Raw genomic sequence first — 21,460 nt, forward strand, 5'->3', positions numbered from 1 at the left:
GGCGCTGGTGCGCGTGCTGGAACACGTGCCGTCGGCCGGCACGCCGATGCATGTGGTGTGGCCCGCGACGCGGTTCCTGCCGCACAAGCTGAGGGTGGCGATCGATGCGGTGCTGGCGGCGATTCCGCCGCTGCTCGCGTCATAGGCGGCCGATTTCGACGAGCCGTGCGCGACTCGCCCCGCTCGCCCGGGCGTTACCGCGACACGACCCGGTTCCGCCCTTCCCGCTTCGCCTGGTACAGCCGCTCGTCGACCACGCGCAGCAGCGCATCGACCGTACTGCCGTCGACCCCGTATTGCGCGACGCCGACGCTGACCGTCACCTGCACGCGCTTGAAGTCCAGCCCGAACGGCGCACTCGCGATCGACGAGCGCACGCGCTCGGCCGTCATCCGCGCGCCCTCGAGCGGCATCTCCGGCAGCAGCGCCATGAACTCCTCGCCGCCGACTCGCGCGAGGCCGCCCGCCGGCCGGATCGCCTCGAGGCACTGGCGTACGACGCCGCGCAGCACCTCGTCGCCGATCTGGTGCCCGTACGCATCGTTGATGTTCTTGAAATTGTCGAGATCGAGCGCGAGCAGGCAAAACGGCGTGCCGTCGCGCTCGGCCCGCACCATCTCGCGCTCGACCTGCGCGATGAACTGCCGGCGATTCGATGCGCCCGTCATCGGATCGGTTGCGGCCATGTACTCGAGCTTCTGGTTCGTGCGCCGCAGTTCCTGCAGCGCGCTCTCGGCACGCGCCATCGACTCCGACAGCCGGCTCATCAGGTCTTCCTGGCTGTAGATCGCCGAGAACGAGCGCGTCGTCTGCAGCGCCTGCACGACGCCGTAGCTGAGCAGGAAGAAGCCGCCCGCGAAGATCGCGTGCGCGAGCCACCACATGTGGTTCCACGGCTTGCCGAGAATGAATGCGAGCGACGACAGCGCGAACGCCATGATCGACATGCCGTAGATCACCATCAGCGGCGAGCGGATTCGCCGCGCGAGCAGCACGCCGACGTTCAGCAGCGAGAACACGAGCGCGCCGCCCTCCATCGACAGCCGCGTGCCCAGCGCGCCCGCGACCGGCGAATACGCGATGTACGCAACGGCCACGTTGACGATCACGAAGAACATGATCCACGGCAGCCACGTCCGCACGCTCGTGCGCTTCTCGACGCGATCGGGCGGACGCGAATACGACATCAGGCCCGTGAGCAGCAGGATCGACATCACGAGCCGCGACGCGGGCCCATACAGCAGGAACAGCCAGATATTGTGGTGCGCCATCCCGGTGAATGCACCGTGCAGCGAATAGATCATCGCGAAGCCGAGAAAGCCGAGCGTCAGCCAGCGCAGCAGCGGCTCGCCGGACGACCGGTAGCACACCCACGTCACGTAGGTGACGAACGCGCCCTCGAGGGTCGCCGCCGCAATCGCGATTTCATGGAACGCGTGGTTCTCGAACACGACGCGCGGGTCGCCGAAGAACCACAGATAGGCGATCAGATAGGCAGGCAGCAACGCGAATCCGACCAGCAGGCATTTCGCGTAAAGCCTCGCGGCCGCGCTGACGACGCGCGGCGGTTCCCCGGCTGCATAGGTCGTACTCATTCGGTCCCCGGTCGGTCTGCTGCGTTGGTTCAACCTTCGCGGCACGTATCGCGCGACGTACGATCCGGCCCGTCGTGCCGAACGGCAAATGTCAGAGCAAGTATAGGTGGGGCAATTCGTTTGACAAGTAAGGGGAAACGGCATTGCCGGGAGCACGCTTTTTGCCTCCCAATCGTTTCGAATGGCAATCCTGCCGCGCCGATTCGCGTCGCATCACGGCCGCTGGCCTCGCCGAAGCGAAACCGCGGCCGCCGCCAGCCAAAGATCAGATAATTTCGAACAGGCCCGCCGCGCCTTGCCCGCCGCCGATGCACATCGTGACAACCACGTATTTCACGCCCCGGCGCTTGCCTTCGATCAGCGCATGGCCCGTCAGGCGGGCGCCCGACACGCCGTACGGATGGCCGACGGCAATCGCACCGCCGTTCACGTTCAGACGATCCTCGGGAATCCCGAGCGTGTCGCGGCAATACAGCACCTGCACCGCGAACGCCTCGTTCAGTTCCCACAGGCCGATGTCGCCAACCTTCAGCCCCGCCTGCTTCAACAGCTTGGGCACCGCGAACACGGGGCCGATGCCCATCTCGTCCGGTTCGCAGCCGGCCACCGCGAAGCCGCGGAACACGCCCAGCGGCTGCAGCCCTTCGCGCTGCGCGGCAGCGGCGCTCATCACGACGCACGCCGACGCGCCGTCCGAGAACTGGCTCGCGTTGCCGGCGGTGATCACGCCGCCCGGCACGGCCGAACGGATCTTCGACACGCCTTCGAGCGTCGTGTCGGGACGGATGCCTTCGTCGGCCGATACGGTCACTTCCTTCGTGAACAGGCGGCCCGTCGCCTTGTCGGCGATACCCGCGAGCACGGTGATCGGCACGATCTCGTCGCGAAAACGACCGGCTTCCTGGGCGGCCGCGGCCCGCAGTTGCGACTGCACGCCGTACTCGTCCTGCCGCTCCTTCGAGATTCCGTAGCGCTTCGCGACGTTCTCGGCCGTCTGCAGCATGTTCCAGTAGATCTCGGGCTTGTGCTCGACCAGCCAGCCCTCCTGGACCATGTGCCGGTTCATCTCGTTCTGCACGCACGAGATCGATTCGACACCGCCCGCAACATATACGTCGCCTTCGCCCGCGATGATCCGCTGCGCGGCCAGCGCGATGGTCTGCAGCCCCGACGAGCAGAAACGGTTCACCGTCATCCCCGGCACGGTCACCGGCAGCCCCGCGCGCAGCGCGATCTGCCGCGCGATGTTCGCGCCGGTCGCGCCTTCGGGGTTCGCGCAGCCCATGATCACGTCCTCGACGCGCGCGGGGTCGAGCTTCGCGCGTTCGAGCGCGGCCGCGACCACGTGGCCGCCGAGCGTCGCGCCGTGCGTCATGTTGAAGGCGCCGCGCCAGGATTTCGCGAGCGGCGTGCGTGCGGTCGATACGATTACGGCTTCGGTCATGCGAGTCTCCTTCGGTCCTGCTTCATGTCCTGAATCGGATGGGGGAATGCGCTACGCCGCCGGGCGCGCGCCCGCGGACGTCACATGTGCGACGCCCGCTGCCTGCATCTGCTGCCATGCGTGCGCGAGCGACCCGTTCAGGTCGATCGCGCGGCACGCGTCGTTGATCACCGCGGCTTCGAAACCGGCCGCGCGCGCATCGAGCGCCGACCACGCGACGCAATAGTCGGTCGCGAGCCCGCAGCACCACACGCGCTTCGCGCCGAGTTCGCGCAGATAACCCGCAAGTCCCGTGCGGGTCGTGCGGTCGGCCTCGACGAACGCGGAATAGCTGTCGATCTGCGCGTCGCCGCCCTTGCGGATCACGAGCCGCGCCTGCGGGATGTCGAGGTCGCGATGCAGCGCCGCGCCGTCGGTGCCCTGCACGCAGTGCACGGGCCACAGCACCTGCTCGCCGTACGGCAGCGCGAGCGTCGAGAACGGCTCGCGCCCCGGATGGTTCGCCGCGAACGACACGTGCTCGCGCGGGTGCCAGTCCTGCGTCAGCACGACCTGGTCGAAGCGTCGCGCGAGCGCGTTGATCACCGGCACGACCGCGTCGCCGTCCGGCACCGCGAGTGCGCCGCCCGGCATGAAGTCGTATTGCACGTCGATCACGAGCAGTACGTCGTCGGTGCGTTTCATTGCGTTTCTCCTGCGGAAATCGGTTGCGCCGCCGCGCGATATCGTCAGCCGTTGAACCCGCGGCCGGCCTTCGCGAGCTCCACGATCGACGGCGCGAGCTGCCATGCGTCGCCGTTCGGCGCGGCCGCATAGCGGCGAATCGCGCGCTCGACGTTGTAGAGGCCGACCATGTCCGCGTACAGCATCGGGCCGCCGCGCCACAGCGGGAAGCCATAGCCGGTCAGGTAAACCATGTCGATGTCGGACGCCTTCGATGCGATCTTCTCTTCGAGGATCTTCGCGCCTTCGTTGACGAGCGCGAACACCAGCCGCTCGACGATCTCGTCGTCGCCGATCTTGCGCCGCTCGACGCCGCGCTCCTTCGAATACGCGACGACCATCTCGTCGACCAGCGACGACGGCTTCGCGTTGCGATCGCCCGGCACGTAGTCGTACCAGCCGGCGCCCGTCTTCTGACCGAAGCGGCCCTGCTCGCACAGGCGGTCGGCGATCTTCGAGTACTGGAGATCCGGCTTCTCGACGTAACGACGCTTGCGGATCGCCCAGCCGATGTCGTTGCCGGCGAGATCGCTCATCCGGAACGGCCCCATCGCGAAACCGAACTTCTCGATCGCGCGATCCACCTGCGCGGGCAGCGCGCCTTCCTCGAGCATGAAGAGCGCCTGGCGGATGTACTGCTCGATCATCCGGTTGCCGATGAAGCCGTCGCACACGCCCGACACGACCGCCGTCTTGCGGATCTTCTTCGCGACGGCCATCACGGTCGCGAGCACGTCCTTCGCGGTCTGCGCGCCGCGCACGACCTCGAGCAGCTTCATCACGTTCGCCGGGCTGAAGAAGTGCATGCCGACGACGTCCTGCGGACGCTTCGTGAACGCCGCGATCCTGTCGACGTCGAGCGTCGACGTGTTCGACGCGAGGATCGCGCCCGGTTTCGCGACTTCGTCGAGCTTCCTGAACACCTGCTCCTTCACGCCGAGTTCCTCGAACACGGCCTCGACGATCAGGTCGGCATCCTTCAGGTCGTCGTAGGACAGCGTCGGCGCGATCAGCGCCATGCGCGCGTCGAGCTTCTCCTGCGTGAGCTTGCCCTTCTTCACCTGCGCGTCGTAGTTCTTGCGGATCGTCGCGACGCCGCGCTCGAGCGCTTCCTGTTTCGTCTCGAGCAGCATGACGGGCAGGCCCGCGTTGACGAAGTTCATCGCGATCCCGCCGCCCATCGTGCCCGCGCCGATCACGCCGACGCGACGGATCTCGCGCAGCGGCGTATCGGCCGGCACGTCGGGAATCTTGCTCGCCGCACGCTCGCCGAAGAACGCATGGCGCAGCGCGCGGCTTTCCGGCGTCATCATCAGCGCGACGAAACCCTCGCGCTCGGCGACGCTGCCCTTGTCGAAGCCGTTCAGCACGCCGGCCTCGATCGCGTCGATGCATTTGTGCGGCGCGGGGAAGTTCGGCGCCGCGGCCCGCGCGGAATTGCGCGCGAACTGGATGAAGCCCGCGGCGTTCTCGTGGACGATCTTGCGGTCGCGCACACGCGGATGCGGCCCCTTCTGCGCACCGACCTTGCGCGCGAACGCGACGGCCGCGTCGAGCAGGTCGCCGTCGGCCATCTCGTCGAACAGCCCGCTCTTCGCGAGCTGCTCGGACGGCACGGGCGCGCCCGACACGATCATGTTCAGCGCGGTTTCGAGCCCGACCGCGCGCGGCAGGCGCTGCGTGCCGCCCGCGCCCGGCAGCAGGCCGAGCTTCACTTCGGGCAGCGCGACCTGCGCGCCGGGCGCCGCGACGCGGTAGTGCGCGCCGAGCGCGAGCTCGAGGCCGCCGCCCATCACGACGCTGTGCAGCGCCGCGACGACGGGCTTCGCGCTCGCCTCCACCGCGCGGATCACGGTGTGCAGCGTCGGCTCCTGCAGCGCCTTCGGCGTATTGAATTCGGTGATGTCGGCGCCGCCCGAGAACGCGCGGCCCGCGCCGGTCAGCACGATGGCCGTGACCGACGGGTCCTGCGCGGCGCGATCGAGCGCGTCCATGACGCCCTGCCGGGTCGACAGGCCGAGCCCGTTGACGGGCGGATTGTTGAGCGTGAGGACGGCCACGCCGTCGCGAGTCGAGTAATCCACTGCCATCTGCCTGCCTCCATGCATCGCGCGCCGGGGTGGCTGCGCTTCATTGTGCGCGGTCGAACGGCCGCATGTCCGGATCGAACGGAGGCAGCATACAACGAAAAAGCACGGTCGTTCAATTTGAATTTGTATCGCGGCCGGGGGACGGATCGGGCGACCGGATCGCGGGCCGTCGCCGGCCCGGGGCCTGCCTGGCCTTATGGCGCCTTGCGGGTCCTTATGGCTAGCACACCGCCGTCGGCAACACGTAATCGCGGAACGTCTCGCGCAGCTTCAGCTTCTGCAGCTTGCCGGTCGCGGTGTGCGGCAGCGATTCGACGAACACGACGTCGTCGGGAATCCACCATTTCGCGACCTTGCCCTCATAGAACGCGAGCAGCGCGTCGCGGCTCAGGTTCGCGCCTTCGCGGGGCACCACGACCAGCAGCGGGCGCTCGGTCCACTTCGGGTGCGCGCATGCGATGCACGCGGCTTCGGCCACGCCCGGGTGCGCGATCGCGACGTTCTCGATGTCGATCGAGCTGATCCACTCGCCGCCCGACTTGATCACGTCCTTGCTGCGGTCGGTGATCTGCAGGAAGCCGTCGGGGTCGATCGTCGCGACGTCGCCGGTCGGAAACCAGCCGTCCGACAGCGGCGACGTGTCGCCGCGGAAGTAGTGATCGATCACCCACGGCCCGCGCACCTGCAGTTCGCCGAACGCGACGCCGTCCCACGGCAATTCATGGCCGTCCTCGCCGACGATGCGCATGTCGACGCCGCAGATCACGCGCCCCTGTTTCTCGAGCAGCCTGCGCTGCGCGTCGAGCGGACGCTGCGACTGCGCCCAGTTGAGCTTCGCGAGCGTGCCGAGCGGCGACAGTTCGGTCATCCCCCATGCATGGATCACGCGCACGCCGTATTCGTCCTCGAACGTGCGCAGCATCGCGGGCGGGCACGCGGAGCCGCCGATCACCGTGCGGTTCAGCGTCGAGAAGCGCACGCCGGCTTCGCGCATGTAGTTCAGCAGACCGAGCCACACGGTCGGCACGCCCGCGGAGAACGTCACGCGCTCGGCCTCCATCAGCTCGTACAGCGATTTCCCGTCGAGATCCTTGCCGGGCAGCACCAGCTTGCCGCCGGTGAGCGGCACCGCGTACGGCAGCCCCCACGCATTGACGTGGAACATCGGCACGACGGGCAGCACGGCGTCCATCGCGGACAGGTTCATCGCGTCGGGCAGCGCGGCGCCGTACGCGTGCAGCACCGTCGAGCGGTGCGAATACAGCACGCCTTTCGGATTGCCGGTCGTGCCCGACGTGTAGCAGAGCCCCGACGCCTGCTGCTCGTCGAGGCGCGGCCAGTCGAAGCGGCCGTCCTCCGCTTCGACGAGCGTTTCGTAGCAGAGCAACGGCGTCGCGCAGGACGGCAGGTGCGCGGCGTCCGTCATCGCGACCCAGCCCTTCACGTGCGGACAGTGCGGCGCGATCGCGTCGACGAGCGGCGCGAAATTGATGTCGAACAGGACGTAGCGGTCTTCCGCGTGATTGACGATGTACGCGATCTGCTCGGGGAAGAGGCGCGGGTTGATCGTGTGGCATACGGCACCCATCCCGCCGATCCCGTAATACGCCTCCAGATGCCGGTAGCCGTTCCACGCCAGCGTGCCGACGCGGTCGCCGGTTTCGACGCCGAGCCGTGCGAGCGCCTGCGCGAGCTGCTTCGCGCGGCGTTCGCAATCGCGATACGTGTAGCGATGCACATCGCCCTCGATGCGCTTCGACACGATCTCGGTGTCGCCCGCGTGACGCGCGGCATGCGCGATCAGCGAGGACACCAGCAACGGCATGTCCATCATCTGGCCCAGCAACGGCTTACCCATCGTCTTGTTCTCCCGGAAGGACGCGAATCGGTGACCAGCCTCGAGCCGGCGCGCGCCCGTCAGCGGCCCGGACGGGCGCGGCGCACGGTGCGCGGGCCGCCATGCGGGCGGCGCGGCGCCGCCTTACAATATCGGCTTACCCAGAGGCGCTCAACATGTCGTTTTCCCGAAGCGCAGCCGATCCGGCTGACACCTTGCCCGACCTCGCCGCCACGCTCGGCGCACCCGCCGAAGGCGCGTTCGTCCAGCTCGGCGACGCGTTTCATACGCGGCTGCCGGCCGCGCCGCTTGCCGCGCCGTACGTCGTCGGCTTTTCCGACGAAGTCGCGCAACTGCTCGACCTGCCTGCGTCGCTCGCCGCGCAGCCCGGCTTCGCAGAACTGTTCGCCGGCAACCCGACACGCGACTGGCCCGCAACCGCGATGCCGTACGCATCGGTGTATTCCGGCCACCAGTTCGGCGTGTGGGCCGGCCAGCTCGGCGACGGCCGCGCGCTGACGATCGGCGAGCGCACCGGCACCGATGGCCGCCGCTACGAACTGCAACTGAAAGGCAGCGGGCGCACACCGTACTCGCGGATGGGCGACGGCCGCGCGGTGCTGCGCTCGTCGATCCGCGAATTCCTGTGCTCGGAAGCGATGCATCACCTCGGCATCCCGACCACGCGCGCGCTGACGGTGATCGGCTCCGACCAGCCGGTGGTCCGCGAGGAGATCGAGACGTCGGCCGTCGTCACGCGCGTGTCGGAAAGCTTCGTGCGCTTCGGCCACTTCGAGCACTTCTTCTCGAACGATCGCCCCGACCTGCTGCGCCAGCTCGCCGATCACGTGATCGACCGCTTCTATCCGGATTGCCGAAACGCGGACGATCCGTACCTCGCGCTGCTCGAAGCCGCGACACTGCGCACGGCCGACCTCGTCGCGCAGTGGCAGGCCGTCGGCTTCTGCCACGGCGTGATGAACACCGACAACATGTCGATCCTCGGCGTGACGATCGACTACGGCCCGTTCGGCTTCGTCGACGCGTTCGACGCGAACCATATCTGCAACCACTCCGACAACAGCGGCCGCTACGCATACCGGATGCAGCCGCGCATCGCGCACTGGAACTGCTATTGCCTCGCGCAGGCGCTGCTGCCGCTGATCGGGCTGCAGCACGGCATCGCCGATGACGATGCGCGCGCCGAGCGCGCGGTGGACGACGCGCAGGCCGTGCTCGCGAAATTTCCGGAACGCTTCGGCCCGGCGCTCGAACGCGCGATGCGCGCGAAGCTCGGCCTCGAGGTCGAGCGCGAGAACGATGCCGAACTCGCGAACAAGCTGCTCGAGACGATGCATGCGAGCCATGCTGATTTCACGCTGACGTTCCGCCGCCTCGCGCAACTGTCGAAGCACGACGCGAGCCGCGACGCGCCCGTGCGCGACCTGTTCATCGACCGCGACGCATTCGACGCCTGGGCGAACCTCTATCGCGCGCGGCTGTCCGAGGAAACGCGCGACGATGCGGCACGTGCGGCCGCGATGAACCGCGTGAACCCGAAATACGTATTGCGCAACCATCTGGCCGAAGTCGCGATCCGGCGCGCGAAGGAAAAGGATTTTTCGGAGATCGAGCGGCTCGCGCAGATCCTGCGCCGGCCGTTCGACGAACAACCGGAGCATGACGCGTACGCGGCGTTGCCGCCCGACTGGGCCGGGTCGCTCGAAGTGAGCTGCTCGTCCTGAAGCCCCCAACCCGCGCGTATCGAACGACCGATCAGGAGAACCCCACATGTCCCACGATTCCGACGACAAGACCTTCCCGTACGAGAAGGACGACGCCGAGCTGCGCCGCCGGCTCACGCCGATGCAGTACGAGGTCACGCAGCATGCGGCGACCGAGCGCGCCTTCACCGGCGAATACACCGACACCGAAGACGCCGGCATCTACAAATGCGTCGTCTGCAGCACGCCGCTGTTCGAATCCGGTTCCAAGTTCCATTCGGGCTGCGGCTGGCCCAGCTACTTCAAGCCGCTCAACGGCGAGGTGATCGACGAGAAGGTCGACTACTCGCACGGCATGGTGCGCGTCGAGGTCCGCTGCAACCATTGCGGCGCGCATCTCGGTCACGTCTTCGAGGACGGCCCGCGCGACAAGACCGGTTTGCGGTACTGCATCAATTCGGCTGCGTTAAACTTCGAGTCCCGACCCGAAAACGAATGAGCGGCGCCGGGCGGATCGGCGAGACGGCCCTTTGGGGGCGACCTTCGCCGGGCGGCCTGCTCTCGGGCTGGCCGCCCCGATCCGCGACGGCGGTGCCTGGCGGGTCCCTACAACGGTGAAAGGCCGCGCACGCGGCGTTTCACGCAGCTGCGAGCGCCATGAAATTCCTGTTCGATCTGTTTCCGATCATCCTGTTTTTTGTCGCCTTCAAGGTCTGGGGCATCTTCACCGCCACCGCCGTCGCGATCGTCGCGACGCTGGCCCAGGTCGCATGGGTCGCCTTCCGGCACCGGAAGGTCGACACGATGCTGTGGGTCAGCCTCGGCGTGATCGTCGTCTTCGGCGGCGCCACCCTCGTCCTGCATGACGAGAAATTCATTCAATGGAAACCGACTGTGCTGTACTGGCTGTTTGCGGTCGGGCTGCTTGCCGCGCGCTATGCGTTCGGCAACAACCTGATCGAGAAGATGATGGGCAAGCAGCTCACGCTGCCGCACCCCGTGTGGGACAAGCTGAACGTCGCGTGGGCGCTGTTCTTCGCGGTGCTCGGCGTCGCGAACCTGTACGTGGTGCACAATTTCACCGAATCGCAATGGGTGAACTTCAAGCTGTTCGGCACGACGGGCGCGATGGTCGTGTTCATCATCCTGCAGAGCCTGTGGCTCACGAAATACCTGAAGGACGAATGACATGACGGACGCCTTTCTCCACGCGTCGCCCGACGAACGCATCGCGCTGATCGAGGCACGCCTCACCGCGTCGCTCGCCCCCGTGTCGCTCGCCGTGCGTGACGACAGCGCGCAGCACGCGGGCCACGCCGGCGCGGCCTCGGGCGGCCACTACACGGTCACGATCGTGTCGGCCGCATTCGCGGGCAAGCCGCGCGTCGCGCGGCACCGGCTGGTGTATGATGCGCTCGCTGATGCGATGCAGCGCGGCATTCACGCGCTCGCGATCGTGGCTTACACGCCCGAAGAATTCAACGAATCTTCAATCTAGTCTCATTAGGAATTCCCGATGATCCTGAAATCCCCTCGCCTGTGGGTCGCGGCGGCTGCTTTCGCAGCGGCACCGGCATTTGCCCAGAACATCGCCGTCGTCAACGGCACGCCGATTCCGAAGTCGCGCGCGGACGCGATGGTTGCCCAGCTCGTCCAGCAAGGCCAGACCGACAGCCCGCAACTGCAGCAGGCCGTGCGCCAGGAACTCGTGAACCGCGAAATCCTGATGCAGGAAGCGATCCGCGAAGGCATCCCGAACCGTCCGGACGTGAAGGCGCAGGTCGCCGTCGCGCAGCAGACCGTCGTGCTGCGTTCGATGATCGAGAGCTTCCTGAAGAAGAACCAGCCGACCGATGCAGAAGTGAAGGCGCGCTACGACGAACTCGTCAAGGGCGCCGGCGGCAACCGCGAATATCACCTGCACCACATCCTCGTCGACAGCGAGCAGCAGGCCAAGGACCTGATCGCGAAGATCAAGGCCGGCGCGAAGTTCGAGGATCTCGCGAAGCAATACTCGAAGGATCCGGGTTCGGGCAAGAACGGCGGCGATCTCGACTGGTCCGACCCGAAGGCGTACGTGCCGGAATTCTCGGCGGCCGCGCAGAAGCTGCAGAAAGGCCAGATGACCGACGCGCCGGTGAAGACGCAGTTCGGCTGGCACATCATCCGCGTCGACGACGTCCGCGACATCGCGCCGCCGCCGTTCGACCAGGTAAAGGCGCAGATCGCGCAACAGCTCGTGCAGCAGAAGCTGCAGGCGTTCGAGGAAGGTCTGCGCCAGCAGGCAAAGATCCAGTAACGCAGGCGCCCGTCGCCCGTGCATCGACAAGCCGCTCTTCGGAGCGGCTTTTTCATTTGGCGCGCCGGAGCGCATGCATCGTGAGGCTCCGGCAGTCAGTCGACGCGCGATAAAAAGGCCGCTCCGAAGAGCGGCCTCTCGTGCCGGACATCACCCGCGCCGCAGCGTTCGCTACGCGGAATGGAACGCGTCGTGATAGCGCACTTCGCCCGGCGGCAGCGTTGCCGCTGCGTCGAACGGCAACGCGAGGAAATACTCGGGCGGCACGTCGGGAAACACGATGTCGCCGGACGGCTCGAACCCGAAGCGCGCGTAGTACGCGGGATCGCCGAGCACGACGCAGCCGCGCGCGCCGAGCCGGCGCAACGCGTCGAGCCCCGCGCGCACGAGCCCGGCGCCGATGCTCTGCCGCTGGCAGTCGGGCAGCACCGCGAGCGGCGCAAGCCCGTACCATTGCTGTCGACCCGCCGGCTCGCCGCCGATCGCGACTGGCGAGAACGCGACGTGGCCGATGATGCGGCCGTCGCGCTCCGCGACGAGCGACACGCTCAGCGCACCGTCCGCGCGCAGCGCGTCGACGATTCGCCGCTCGAACTGCCCGCCCTGCGGTTCGCCCGCGAACGCCGCGACGATCACACGACCGATCGCGTCGGCCTCGCTCGCGCGCTCGTCGCGCAGCGTGACGACCTCGACCGGCGCGTTCGGGTCGAACCTCATCCGGATCAGCCGATCCAGCGGCGCGCGTTGCGGAACACGCGCATCCACGGGCTCGCTTCACCCCAGCCTTCAGGGTGCCAGCTCATCGCGACCGTGCGGTGCACGCGCTCCATGTGCGGCATCAGCACCGAGAAGCGGCCGTCGGCCGTCGTCACCGACGTGATGCCGGCCGGCGAGCCGTTCGGGTTGAACGGATAGCGCTCGGTCGCTTCGCCGCGGTGGTCGACGTAACGCATCGCGACTGCAACGCGGTCGATGTCGCCCTGCTGCGAGAAGTCCGCATAACCTTCGCCGTGCGCGACCGCGACCGGAATCCGCGAGCCTTCCATCCCCGTGAAGAAGATCGACGGCGACTTCTCCACTTCGACGAACGAGAAGCGCGCCTCGAACTGCTCGGACTTGTTGCGCGTGAACTTCGGCCACGCTTCCGCACCCGGAATCATCGACGCGAGGCTCGACAGCATCTGGCAGCCGTTGCAGATGCCGAGCGCGAACGTGTCGGGACGCGCGAAGAACGCCGAGAACATGTCGGCCAGGTTCGCGTTGAAACGGATCGTCTTCGCCCAGCCTTCGCCCGCACCGAGCACGTCGCCGTACGAGAAGCCGCCGCACGCGACCGCACCCGCGAAATCGGCGAGCGTCGCGCGGCCCGCGAGCAGGTCGCTCATGTGCACGTCGTGCGCGTCGAAGCCCGCGCGGTCGAACGCGTAGGCCGTTTCCAGATGCGAGTTCACGCCCTGCTCGCGCAGGATCGCGACGCGCGGCCGCGCGCCGGTCGCGATGAACGGCGCGGCGATGTCGTCGGCCGGATCGAAGCTCAGCACCGGCGAGATGCCCGGATCGGCCGCGTCGAGCAGCGCGTCGTATTCGGCATCCGCGCATGCGGGGTTGTCGCGCAGGCGCGCGATGCGCCAGCTCACTTCGCCCCATGCACGGTGGAGTTCGGTGCGCGGCGCATCGAAGATCTTCTTCGCGTCGCGGTACACCTCGATCACGTCGCGATCGTTGACCGAGCCGATCACGTGCGAGCACGTCGACAGGCCGAATTCACGCAGCGCGCCGAGCACCGCGTCGCGGTCGGCCGTGCGCACCTGCACGACGGCGCCGAGCTCCTCGGAGAACAGCGCGCGCAGCGTGCGATCGTCGCGGCGGCCGCTCGTCTGCTTCGCCCAGTCCTTCGCGTCGCCGTAGTCGGATTCGTGATGCGGGTCGAGCGTCAGCATGTCGACGTTCAGCGACACGCCCGCGTGGCCCGCGAACGCCATTTCGCACACCGTCGCCCACAAGCCGCCGTCCGAGCGGTCGTGGTACGCGAGCAGCTTGCCCTGCGCATTGAGCGACTGGATCGCGTTGAAGAAGCGCTTCAGGTCTTCCGCATCGTCGACGTCCGGCGTCGTGTCGCCGACCTGCTGCGTGACCTGCGCGAAGATGCTGCCGCCCATCCGGTTCTTGCCGCGGCCGAGATCGATCGCGATCAGCACGCTGTCGCCCGCGTCGGCGACGCGGCGCAGTTGCGGCGTCAGGTGGAGCCGCACGTCCTCGACCGGCGCGAACGCGGAGATGATCAGCGACACCGGCGCGACCACTTCCTTCGCGACGCCCTGCTCGTCCCACTTCGTCTTCATCGACAGCGAGTCCTTGCCGACCGGGATGCCGATTCCGAGCGCCGGACACAGCTCCATGCCGATCGCCTTGACCGTGTCGAACAGCGCGGCGTCCTCGCCGGCCGTGCCGCACGCGGCCATCCAGTTCGCCGACAGCTTCAGCTTGTCGAGCGACGCGATCGGCGCGCTCGCGATGTTCGTGATCGCTTCGCCGACGGCCATGCGGCCCGATGCCGGCGCGTCGATCACCGCGAGCGGCGTGCGCTCGGCCATCGTCATCGCCTCGCCCTTGAAGCCCGCATAGTCGAGCGCGGTGACCGCGCAGTCGGCCACCGGCACCTGCCACGGGCCGACCATCTGGTCGCGCACCGACGTGCCGCCGACCGACCGGTCGCCGATCGTGATCAGGAACGACTTGCTGCCGACCGTCGGGTGCTTCAGCACGTCGACCGCGACTTCCGACAGCGCGATGCCCGTCACGTCGACCGGCGCGCGCTCGGTCGCCACGCGCGTGACGTCGCGGTGCATGCGCGGCGGCTTGCCGAGCAGCACTTCCATCGGCATGTCGACCGGATATTCGTCGGCACCCGTCGCTTCGGCATCGACGAGCTGCAGCTGGCGCTCGTCGGTTGCAACACCGACCACCGCGAACGGGCAGCGCTCACGCGCGCAGATCGCCTCGAAGCGCGGCAGGTCGGCCGGCGCGATCGCGAGCACGTAGCGCTCCTGCGCCTCGTTCGACCAGATCTCGCGCGGCGACAGGCCCGATTCCTCGAGCGCGACCTTGCGCAGTTCGAAGCGCGCGCCCTTGCCCGCGCCGTCGACGATTTCGGGGAACGCATTCGACAGGCCGCCCGCGCCGACGTCGTGGATGCTCAGGATCGGGTTTTCCGCGCCGAGCTGCCAGCAGCCGTTGATCACTTCCTGCGCGCGACGCTCGATTTCGGGGTTGCCGCGCTGCACCGAGTCGAAATCGAGCTCGGCCGTGTTCGCGCCGGTCGCCATCGAGCTCGCGGCGCCGCCGCCCATGCCGATCCGCATGCCGGGGCCGCCGATCTGGATCAGCAGCGAGCCGGCCGGCACGTCGTGCTTGTGCGTGTGTTGATCCGCGATGTTGCCGAGGCCGCCCGCGATCATGATCGGCTTGTGATAGCCGCGCACCTGGCCGCCGACGTTCTGCTCGTACACGCGGAAGTAGCCGCCGAGGTTCGGGCGGCCGAATTCATTGTTGAACGCGGCGCCGCCGAGCGGGCCGTCGATCATGATCTGCAGCGGCGACGCGATGCGGTCCGGGCGGCCGTACGGGCCATGCTGCTCGTTCGGGTTGCGCTCGCCGACCGGCTGCGCCGCGTCGCGCGCGTTTTCCCACGGCTGGCGTGCATCGGGCAGGTCGAGGTTCGACACGGTGAAGCCCGTGAGTCCGGCCTTCGGACGCGCGCCGCGGCCCGTCGCGCCTTCGTCGCGGATCTCGCCGCCCGCGCCGGTCGCCGCACCCGGGAACGGCGAGATCGCCGTCGGGTGGTTGTGCGTCTCGACCTTCATCAGCGTGTGCGTGAGCTCGGTGTGGCGGCCATATCGCTCGCCGGGCTCGCCGGCCGCGCCCGCGTTGCGCGGGAACCAGCGCTCGGCCTCGGCACCCATCATGATCGACGAGTTGTCGGAATACGCGACGATCGTGCCCTGCGGATTCAGCTTCTCGGTGTTGCGGATCATCGCGAACAGCGACATGTCCTGCGCTTGCCCGTCGATCGTCCACTGCGCGTTGAAAATCTTGTGGCGGCAGTGCTCGCTGTTCGCCTGCGCGAACATCATCAGTTCGACGTCGGTCGGATTGCGTTCGAGCTTGCGGAATGCGTCGACCAGGTAATCGATCTCGTCGTCGGCGAGCGCGAGGCCCAGCTCGACGTTCGCGCGCTCGAGCGCGCCGCGGCCGACGCCCAGCACGTCGACGCTCGCGAGCGGCTTTGCCGGCAGTTCGTCGAACAGGTGCTTCGCGTCGTCGCGCGCGGCGACCACGCTTTCGGTCATCCGGTCATGCAGCGCGGCCGCGACGGCCGCACGCGCGTCGTCGGACAGCGCCTTCTTGCCGCCGAGCAGGCCCGACTTCAGCGTGACCGTGAATTCGACGCCGCGCTCGATGCGGCGCACCTGCGTGAGGCCGCAGTGCTGCGCGATGTCGGTCGCCTTGCTCGCCCACGGCGAGACCGTGCCGAAGCGCGGCAGCACGACGAAGGTCTCGGCCGCGCCCTTCTCGGCCGCCGGCTCGAACGGCGCGCCGTAGTGCATCAGCGCGTCGATGCGCGCGCTGTCGTCGGCCGACAGCGGCTCGGCCGCATTGACGAAGTGCAGGAACTGGCCGCGCACCGCGACGATGTTGGCGTCGATTTGCCTGAGCGTGTCGAGCAGACGGGTTTGACGGAAATCGGAAAGGGCCGAAGCGCCGGGAAAACACGAGAAGTGAGCCATGGGCTGGACTGACGTCGATGAGTCGCGCGAGGTGGCGACGTGGGGCGAAAGGAAGGCCGTAATTATACCCGGAAGTCGGTCGCCCCAAACCGGCCGATCGGCAGCCCGCGTGCACCGCGACGGTGCCGCGGCGCGCGCCGTGCACGGCCGCCCGTCGGGCCGGCCCGCCCGGGTACGGCAGCCGGCGCCGCCGCGCGGCCGCATGGCACCTGCTCGCGCGACGCCGGTTACCGCGATTTTGGCGCTATCATTCCGGGTTCACCGGGCCCGGGCCCTCAGCGAATCCTCACCGGGCGGCGTGCGCGCCGCCCGTCATCGAAGCAATCCATGGATGTCATCGTCATCGGCGGCGGAATCAGCGGCGTCGCCACCGCCTACCAGTTGCGCGCGGCCGGCCATCGCGTATGCGTGGTCGAACGCCACGCAACCGTCGCGCAGGGAGCGACCTACGGCGACGGCGGCGCGCTGCTGCCGAGCCCGCTCGACGTCTGGTTCGGTCCGACCTTCATGCGCCAGCGCCAGTCGCGCGACAGCGGCATCGTCTACAAACCGGGCTTCAACGGCGGCGTGCGCCGCTTCGTCAAGCAGCTCAGCGCGCTGCGCGAGCCCGATGCGTTCGCCGCGCAGTACGCGCGGCTGCGCCCGCTGATCGACGCGTCGCGCGACACGCTCGCCGACATCGAGGCACGCCTCGAACTCGAATTCGAACAGAAACCCGGCATCCTGCACGTCGTGCGCGATCCGCGCGACTGGGAAGCGATGCAGCCCGCGCTCGACCTGCTGCGCACGCTCGACCAGCCGTACCGCATGCTGAGCGCCGAAGAATGCGCGGCGCTCGAACCGTCGGTGCCGGCCGAGCCCGGCTTCGCCGGCGGCGTGCTGCTCGAGACCGAGCGCACCGGAAACTGCCCGCTGTTCACGAAACTGGTCAAGCAGACGCTCGACGAGCACGGCGTGCAGTTCCGCTTCGGCGCGGACGTCGCCGCGATCCGCGTCGACACCGGCCGCGCCGCGGTCGAACTCGTACCGTCCGGCCAGCGGAACGCGGCAAAGGCGCACGAGGTCGACGTGATTTCCGCCGACGCGATCGTGGTGGCCGCCGGCGCCGGCAGCCTGCCGCTGCTCGAACAGCTCGGCTGGCGCCTGCCGCTGCACCCGGTGCGGGTCCACACGCTCACCGCGCCGGTCGCGTACGAAGAGCACGCGCCGCACCTGAGCGTCGTCGATTCGATCAAGCGCATCTCGATCACGCGCACCCACCAGCGGCTGCGCATCGGCGGCGGCGCCGTGCTGCAGAGCCTGCCCGACACCGCGAAGCCGCTTGCCCAGCCGCTGTCCGAGGCCGCGCTCGCGCTGCTCGGCCAGGCCGTCCACGACTGGGTGCCCGGTGCCGCCAGGATCTCGGCCGCGCTGTCGTGGCAAGGCACGCAACTGCTGTCGCCGGACGGCCTGCCCGTCGTGGGTCCGACCCCGCATCCGCGCGTGTTCGTCAATTTCGGGCACGGCCCGACCGGCTGGGGGCTCGCGTGCGGGTCTGCTAAAGTGGTGGCCGACTACCTCGGCGGCGACGTGCAGCACTGGCCCGCCGACACGCTCGCCGCACTGCGCGCCGGGCGCTTCACGACCTGACCGCCGCGGGCCCGTCCCGTGGCGGCATCCTTGCCAGCCGCCACGATCCCGCGATGACCGCTACCCGCCCGCTTCCCGATTCCGATCCGATCGCACTGCTGCGCGTCGCCGACTTGCGCGCAGCCGAAGCCGACGCGGCCGCGGCCCTGCCGCCGCACACACTGATGGGCCGTGCGGGTGCCGCCGCCGCGCGCTGGCTGTCCGAGCGCGTCGCCGACGACGACCGCCCCGTATGGTTCGCGGTCGGCCCCGGCAACAACGGCGGCGACGCGCTGGTCGCCGCCGCGCAGCTCCAGCAACTCGGCGTCGCGACGCAGGCGTGGATGCCGGTGCCGGTCAAGCCGGACGACGCGCAATGGGCACTCGGCCTCGCGCGCGCGGCCGGCGTCCCGCTGTCGGCCACGCCGCCCGCGTCGCTGGACGGTTACGCATGGGTCGTCGACGGGCTGTTCGGCATCGGTCTCGGCCGCGCGCTCGACGGCGCGTTCGCCGAACAGGCCGCGCGCATTGCCGCGCATGCACGGCGCGGCGGCCGCGTGCTCGCGCTCGACGTGCCGAGCGGGCTCGACAGCGATACGGGCCTGATCGTCGGCGCAGGCGTCGCCGTCACGGCCACGCATACGCTCACCTTCATCGGCGCGAAGCCGGGCCTCTACACGGGCGACGGCCGCGACCTCGCCGGCGAGATCGACGTCGCGTCGCTCGACGTCGCACCGCCCGTCGCGCCGGCCATCGTGCTGAACACGCCCGAGCGATTCGCCGCGGCGCTGCCCGCGCGCGCGTTCGCGTCCCACAAGGGCACCTTCGGCAGCCTCGCGGTGCTCGGCGGCGACACCGGCATGTGCGGCGCACCGATCCTGGCCGCGCGCGCCGCGCTGTTCGCGGGCGCCGGCAAGGTGCACGTCGGCTTCCTCGGCGCCGGCGCGCCGCCGTACGACCCGCCGTTCCCCGAACTGATGCTGCATCCGGCCGACGGCCTCGACCTCGGCGCGATGACCGCGATCGCGGCCGGCTGCGGCCTCGGCATGCGCGAAGCCGCGGCAACGCTCGTGCGCGACGTGCTCGCCCACGATGCCGCGACGCTGCTCGATGCCGACGCGCTGAACCTCGTCGCGACGCACGCGGACCTCGCGGCCGCCGTTGCCGCGCGCGGCGCCCGCGGCAATCCCTGCGTGCTGACCCCGCACCCGCTCGAGGCCGCGCGGCTGCTCGGCAGCGACACGGCGACGGTGCAGCGCGACCGCGTCGCGGCGGCACAGGCGCTCGCCGCTCGCCATGCAGCCATCGTCGTGCTGAAAGGCTCCGGCACGGTGATTGCAGCACCCGACGGCCGAGTGACGATCAACCCGACCGGCAACGCGGCGCTCGCCACCGGCGGCACCGGCGACGTGCTCGGCGGCCTGATCGGCGCGCTGCTCGCACAGCGAGTCACACCGTACGAAGCAGCGCTCGCGGGCGTCTACCTGCACGGCCTCGCGGCCGACACGCTGACCGCGCACGGCACCGGCCCGGCCGGGCTCACGGCCGGCGAACTCGCACCGACGGTGCGCACGCTGATCAATCGCCTTTTTTATCCATCGCCGCGCGCCGACACATAACGCCGCTATACTGACTGCCCCGCCGCACGGCGGGCCCTCTCGTCCGCCGGCCTGCCGATCCCGATGAGCCGGCGCGGCATTCCTCCCGATTCACGCTTCACTCGAACCGCCATGACGCTGAATTCGCTCCCCGCCTGGACTGCCCTTCAATCCCACTTCGAACAGATCCGCCACGCCCGGCTGCGCGATTGGTTCGCACCGGAAAACGACCGCGCGCCGACCCGCGCCGAACGCTTCACGATCCCGGGCGCCGGTCTCGCGGCCGATTTCTCGAAGAACCGCATCAATGACGAAACGCTGCGCCTGCTCGTGCAGCTCGCGCGCGACGCAGGCGTCGAAACGCGCCGCGACGCGATGTTCGCGGGCGAGATCGTCAACGCGACCGAAGGCCGCGCCGCGCTGCATACCGCGTTGCGCGCGACCGACCCGCAAGCGCCGTTCCACGCGCAGGTGAGCGCCGAGCGCGCGAAGATGGCGACGTTCGCGCGCGCCGTGCGCAGCGGCACGTGGACGGGCTACACGGGCAAGCGCATCCGCCACGTGATCAACATCGGCATCGGCGGCTCCGATCTCGGGCCGAAGATGGTCGTGCATGCGCTGCACCACGTCGCGACGCCCGACATCTCGACCCACTTCGTGTCGAACGTCGACGGCGCCGATCTCGCGCGCGTGCTCGAACAGGTCGATCCCGAGGAAACGCTCGCGATCATCGTGTCGAAGACCTTCACGACGCTCGAGACGATGACGAACGCACGCTCGCTGCGCGACTGGTTCGTCGCACGCGGCTGCCCCGAGGACGCGCTCGCGAAGCACTTCGTCGGCGTGTCGGCGAACCCGGCCGAAGTCGTGAAGTTCGGCATCGCTGCGGACAACGTGTTCGAAATGTGGGACTGGGTCGGCGGCCGCTATTCGCTGTGGTCGGCGGTCGGCCTGTCGATCATGATCGCGATCGGCCCCGAGCAGTTCGACGAGCTGCTGGCCGGCGCGGACGACATGGACCGCCATTTCCGCGAAGCGCCGCTCGAACGCAACCTGCCGGTACTGCTCGGCCTGATCGGCATCTGGTACCGGAATTTCTTCGGCTCGCAGAGCTATCTCGTCGCGCCGTATTCGGAAGCGCTGCACTACCTGCCGTCGTACCTGCAGCAGCTCGAAATGGAGAGCAACGGCAAATCCGCGCGCCTGGACGGCACCTTCGTCGATTACCCGACGTCGGCCGTCACGTGGGGCGAGCCGGGCACCAACGGCCAGCATGCGTTCTTCCAGATGCTGCACCAGGGGCCGACGATCGTGCCGATCGACTTCATCGCGGTGCTGACGCCCGAGCATCCGCTCGCGAGCCATCATCCGAAACTGCTCGCGAACTGCTTCGCGCAGAGCGAGGCGCTGATGCTCGGCCGCACGCTCGAGGAAGCGCGCAAGGTCGCGGGGCCGGGCAAAGAGGCGCTCGCGCCGCACCTGACGTTCCCCGGCAACCGCCCGACGACGACGCTGCTCGTCGATGCGCTAACGCCGCGCACGCTCGGCGCGCTGATCGCGCTTTACGAGCACAAGGTGCTCGTGCAGGCGACGGTGTGGGACATCAATCCGTTCGACCAGTGGGGCGTCGAGCTCGGCAAGATTCTCGGCAAGGTCGTCGAAGCCGACCTGTCGGCCGAGTCGGTCGATCCCGCGAAGCACGACTCGTCGACCACGGCGCTGATCGAACGCGCCCGCGCGGCGCTCAAGCGCTGA

At 68.8% G+C, this 21,460-nt stretch carries 16 protein-coding genes; 9 read left to right on the forward strand and 7 right to left on the reverse strand.

Features of this window, described 5'->3' with window-relative positions:
- Positions 1-7 precede the first annotated feature (7 nt).
- Positions 8-145, forward strand: a complete 138-nt coding sequence (locus FPJ27_RS28860) for a hypothetical protein (protein WP_239483330.1) — start codon at positions 8-10, stop codon at positions 143-145.
- A 49-nt stretch (positions 146-194) separates the two neighbouring features.
- On the opposite strand, the gene FPJ27_RS28865 is transcribed toward FPJ27_RS28860, so the two are convergent.
- The 5 genes from FPJ27_RS28865 to FPJ27_RS28885 all read right to left on the reverse strand — a co-directional run bounded on the left by FPJ27_RS28865 (position 195) and on the right by FPJ27_RS28885 (position 7,710).
- Positions 195-1,595, reverse strand: a complete 1,401-nt coding sequence (locus FPJ27_RS28865; RefSeq protein WP_204423580.1) for a sensor domain-containing diguanylate cyclase — start codon at positions 1,593-1,595, stop codon at positions 195-197.
- 265 nt (positions 1,596-1,860) lie between these two features.
- The gene (locus tag FPJ27_RS28870) at positions 1,861-3,039 is read right to left on the reverse strand and encodes an acetyl-CoA C-acyltransferase (protein WP_204423582.1); all 1,179 of its coding nucleotides are present in this window, start codon (positions 3,037-3,039) and stop codon (positions 1,861-1,863) included.
- A gap of 51 nt (positions 3,040-3,090) precedes the next feature.
- Positions 3,091-3,723: a bifunctional nicotinamidase/pyrazinamidase gene (pncA, locus tag FPJ27_RS28875; protein ID WP_204423584.1), complete on the reverse strand. Its 633-nt coding sequence runs from the start codon at positions 3,721-3,723 to the stop codon at positions 3,091-3,093.
- A gap of 44 nt (positions 3,724-3,767) precedes the next feature.
- The gene (locus FPJ27_RS28880) at positions 3,768-5,852 is read right to left on the reverse strand and encodes a 3-hydroxyacyl-CoA dehydrogenase NAD-binding domain-containing protein (protein WP_204423586.1); all 2,085 of its coding nucleotides are present in this window, start codon (positions 5,850-5,852) and stop codon (positions 3,768-3,770) included.
- Between the two features lie 220 nt (positions 5,853-6,072).
- Entirely contained in the window at positions 6,073-7,710 is a 1,638-nt protein-coding gene (locus FPJ27_RS28885) for a 3-(methylthio)propionyl-CoA ligase (RefSeq protein ID WP_204423589.1), read from the reverse strand.
- Positions 7,711-7,865: 155 nt separating this feature from the next.
- Here FPJ27_RS28885 and FPJ27_RS28890 point away from each other — a divergent pair, with 155 nt between their 5' ends.
- The 5 genes from FPJ27_RS28890 to FPJ27_RS28910 all read left to right on the forward strand — a co-directional run bounded on the left by FPJ27_RS28890 (position 7,866) and on the right by FPJ27_RS28910 (position 11,712).
- Positions 7,866-9,434 carry a YdiU family protein gene (locus FPJ27_RS28890; protein ID WP_204423591.1) on the forward strand — a complete coding sequence of 523 codons (1,569 nt, stop codon included), beginning with the start codon at positions 7,866-7,868 and terminating at the stop codon, positions 9,432-9,434.
- A gap of 46 nt (positions 9,435-9,480) precedes the next feature.
- A complete protein-coding gene (gene msrB, locus FPJ27_RS28895) occupies positions 9,481-9,912 on the forward strand; it encodes a peptide-methionine (R)-S-oxide reductase MsrB (protein ID WP_072437159.1) in 432 nt (143 codons plus the stop codon).
- A 158-nt stretch (positions 9,913-10,070) separates the two neighbouring features.
- Positions 10,071-10,601, forward strand: a complete 531-nt coding sequence (locus tag FPJ27_RS28900; RefSeq protein ID WP_034181202.1) for a septation protein A — start codon at positions 10,071-10,073, stop codon at positions 10,599-10,601.
- A gap of 1 nt (position 10,602) precedes the next feature.
- A complete protein-coding gene (locus FPJ27_RS28905; protein WP_047900921.1) occupies positions 10,603-10,911 on the forward strand; it encodes a BolA family protein in 309 nt (102 codons plus the stop codon).
- 18 nt (positions 10,912-10,929) lie between these two features.
- Positions 10,930-11,712 (forward strand): peptidylprolyl isomerase, encoded by a 783-nt coding sequence (locus tag FPJ27_RS28910; RefSeq protein ID WP_175960995.1) that lies wholly within the window; start codon positions 10,930-10,932, stop codon positions 11,710-11,712.
- Positions 11,713-11,883: 171 nt separating this feature from the next.
- Here FPJ27_RS28910 and FPJ27_RS28915 read toward each other — a convergent pair whose 3' ends face one another.
- Positions 11,884-12,429, reverse strand: coding sequence for an N-acetyltransferase (locus FPJ27_RS28915; protein WP_204423593.1), 546 nt, complete (start codon positions 12,427-12,429; stop codon positions 11,884-11,886).
- Positions 12,430-12,434: 5 nt separating this feature from the next.
- On the reverse strand, positions 12,435-16,499 hold the full coding sequence (gene purL, locus FPJ27_RS28920) for a phosphoribosylformylglycinamidine synthase (protein WP_204423595.1): 4,065 nt from the start codon (positions 16,497-16,499) through the stop codon (positions 12,435-12,437).
- Between the two features lie 327 nt (positions 16,500-16,826).
- Between purL and FPJ27_RS28925 the strand changes: the two genes are divergently transcribed.
- From FPJ27_RS28925 to pgi, 3 genes are all read left to right on the forward strand, one after another.
- Positions 16,827-18,128 (forward strand): FAD-dependent oxidoreductase, encoded by a 1,302-nt coding sequence (locus FPJ27_RS28925; protein WP_204423596.1) that lies wholly within the window; start codon positions 16,827-16,829, stop codon positions 18,126-18,128.
- Positions 18,129-18,181: 53 nt separating this feature from the next.
- The gene (locus tag FPJ27_RS28930) at positions 18,182-19,726 is read left to right on the forward strand and encodes an NAD(P)H-hydrate dehydratase (protein ID WP_204423597.1); all 1,545 of its coding nucleotides are present in this window, start codon (positions 18,182-18,184) and stop codon (positions 19,724-19,726) included.
- Positions 19,727-19,837: 111 nt separating this feature from the next.
- Positions 19,838-21,460, forward strand: a complete 1,623-nt coding sequence (gene pgi / locus FPJ27_RS28935; RefSeq protein WP_204423598.1) for a glucose-6-phosphate isomerase — start codon at positions 19,838-19,840, stop codon at positions 21,458-21,460.

This window comes from Burkholderia sp. MS455 (assembly GCF_016899445.1).
Lineage (GTDB): Bacteria > Pseudomonadota > Gammaproteobacteria > Burkholderiales > Burkholderiaceae > Burkholderia > Burkholderia pyrrocinia_C.

Excerpts from the sequence above, each read along its gene's own strand:
- FPJ27_RS28930 (WP_204423597.1), top strand. The coding sequence starts at position 18,182 with ATGACCGCTACCCGCCCGCTTCCCGATTCCGATCCGATCGCACTGCTG.
- FPJ27_RS28905 (WP_047900921.1), top strand. The coding sequence starts at position 10,603 with ATGACGGACGCCTTTCTCCACGCGTCGCCCGACGAACGCATCGCGCTG.
- FPJ27_RS28925 (WP_204423596.1), top strand. The coding sequence starts at position 16,827 with ATGGATGTCATCGTCATCGGCGGCGGAATCAGCGGCGTCGCCACCGCC.
- msrB (WP_072437159.1), top strand. The coding sequence starts at position 9,481 with ATGTCCCACGATTCCGACGACAAGACCTTCCCGTACGAGAAGGACGAC.
- pncA (WP_204423584.1), bottom strand. The coding sequence starts at position 3,723 with ATGAAACGCACCGACGACGTACTGCTCGTGATCGACGTGCAATACGAC.
- FPJ27_RS28890 (WP_204423591.1), top strand. The coding sequence starts at position 7,866 with ATGTCGTTTTCCCGAAGCGCAGCCGATCCGGCTGACACCTTGCCCGAC.
- FPJ27_RS28865 (WP_204423580.1), bottom strand. The coding sequence starts at position 1,595 with ATGAGTACGACCTATGCAGCCGGGGAACCGCCGCGCGTCGTCAGCGCG.
- FPJ27_RS28870 (WP_204423582.1), bottom strand. The coding sequence starts at position 3,039 with ATGACCGAAGCCGTAATCGTATCGACCGCACGCACGCCGCTCGCGAAA.
- FPJ27_RS28885 (WP_204423589.1), bottom strand. The coding sequence starts at position 7,710 with ATGGGTAAGCCGTTGCTGGGCCAGATGATGGACATGCCGTTGCTGGTG.
- FPJ27_RS28910 (WP_175960995.1), top strand. The coding sequence starts at position 10,930 with ATGATCCTGAAATCCCCTCGCCTGTGGGTCGCGGCGGCTGCTTTCGCA.
- pgi (WP_204423598.1), top strand. The coding sequence starts at position 19,838 with ATGACGCTGAATTCGCTCCCCGCCTGGACTGCCCTTCAATCCCACTTC.
- purL (WP_204423595.1), bottom strand. The coding sequence starts at position 16,499 with ATGGCTCACTTCTCGTGTTTTCCCGGCGCTTCGGCCCTTTCCGATTTC.
- FPJ27_RS28915 (WP_204423593.1), bottom strand. The coding sequence starts at position 12,429 with ATGAGGTTCGACCCGAACGCGCCGGTCGAGGTCGTCACGCTGCGCGAC.
- FPJ27_RS28880 (WP_204423586.1), bottom strand. The coding sequence starts at position 5,852 with ATGGCAGTGGATTACTCGACTCGCGACGGCGTGGCCGTCCTCACGCTC.
- FPJ27_RS28900 (WP_034181202.1), top strand. The coding sequence starts at position 10,071 with ATGAAATTCCTGTTCGATCTGTTTCCGATCATCCTGTTTTTTGTCGCC.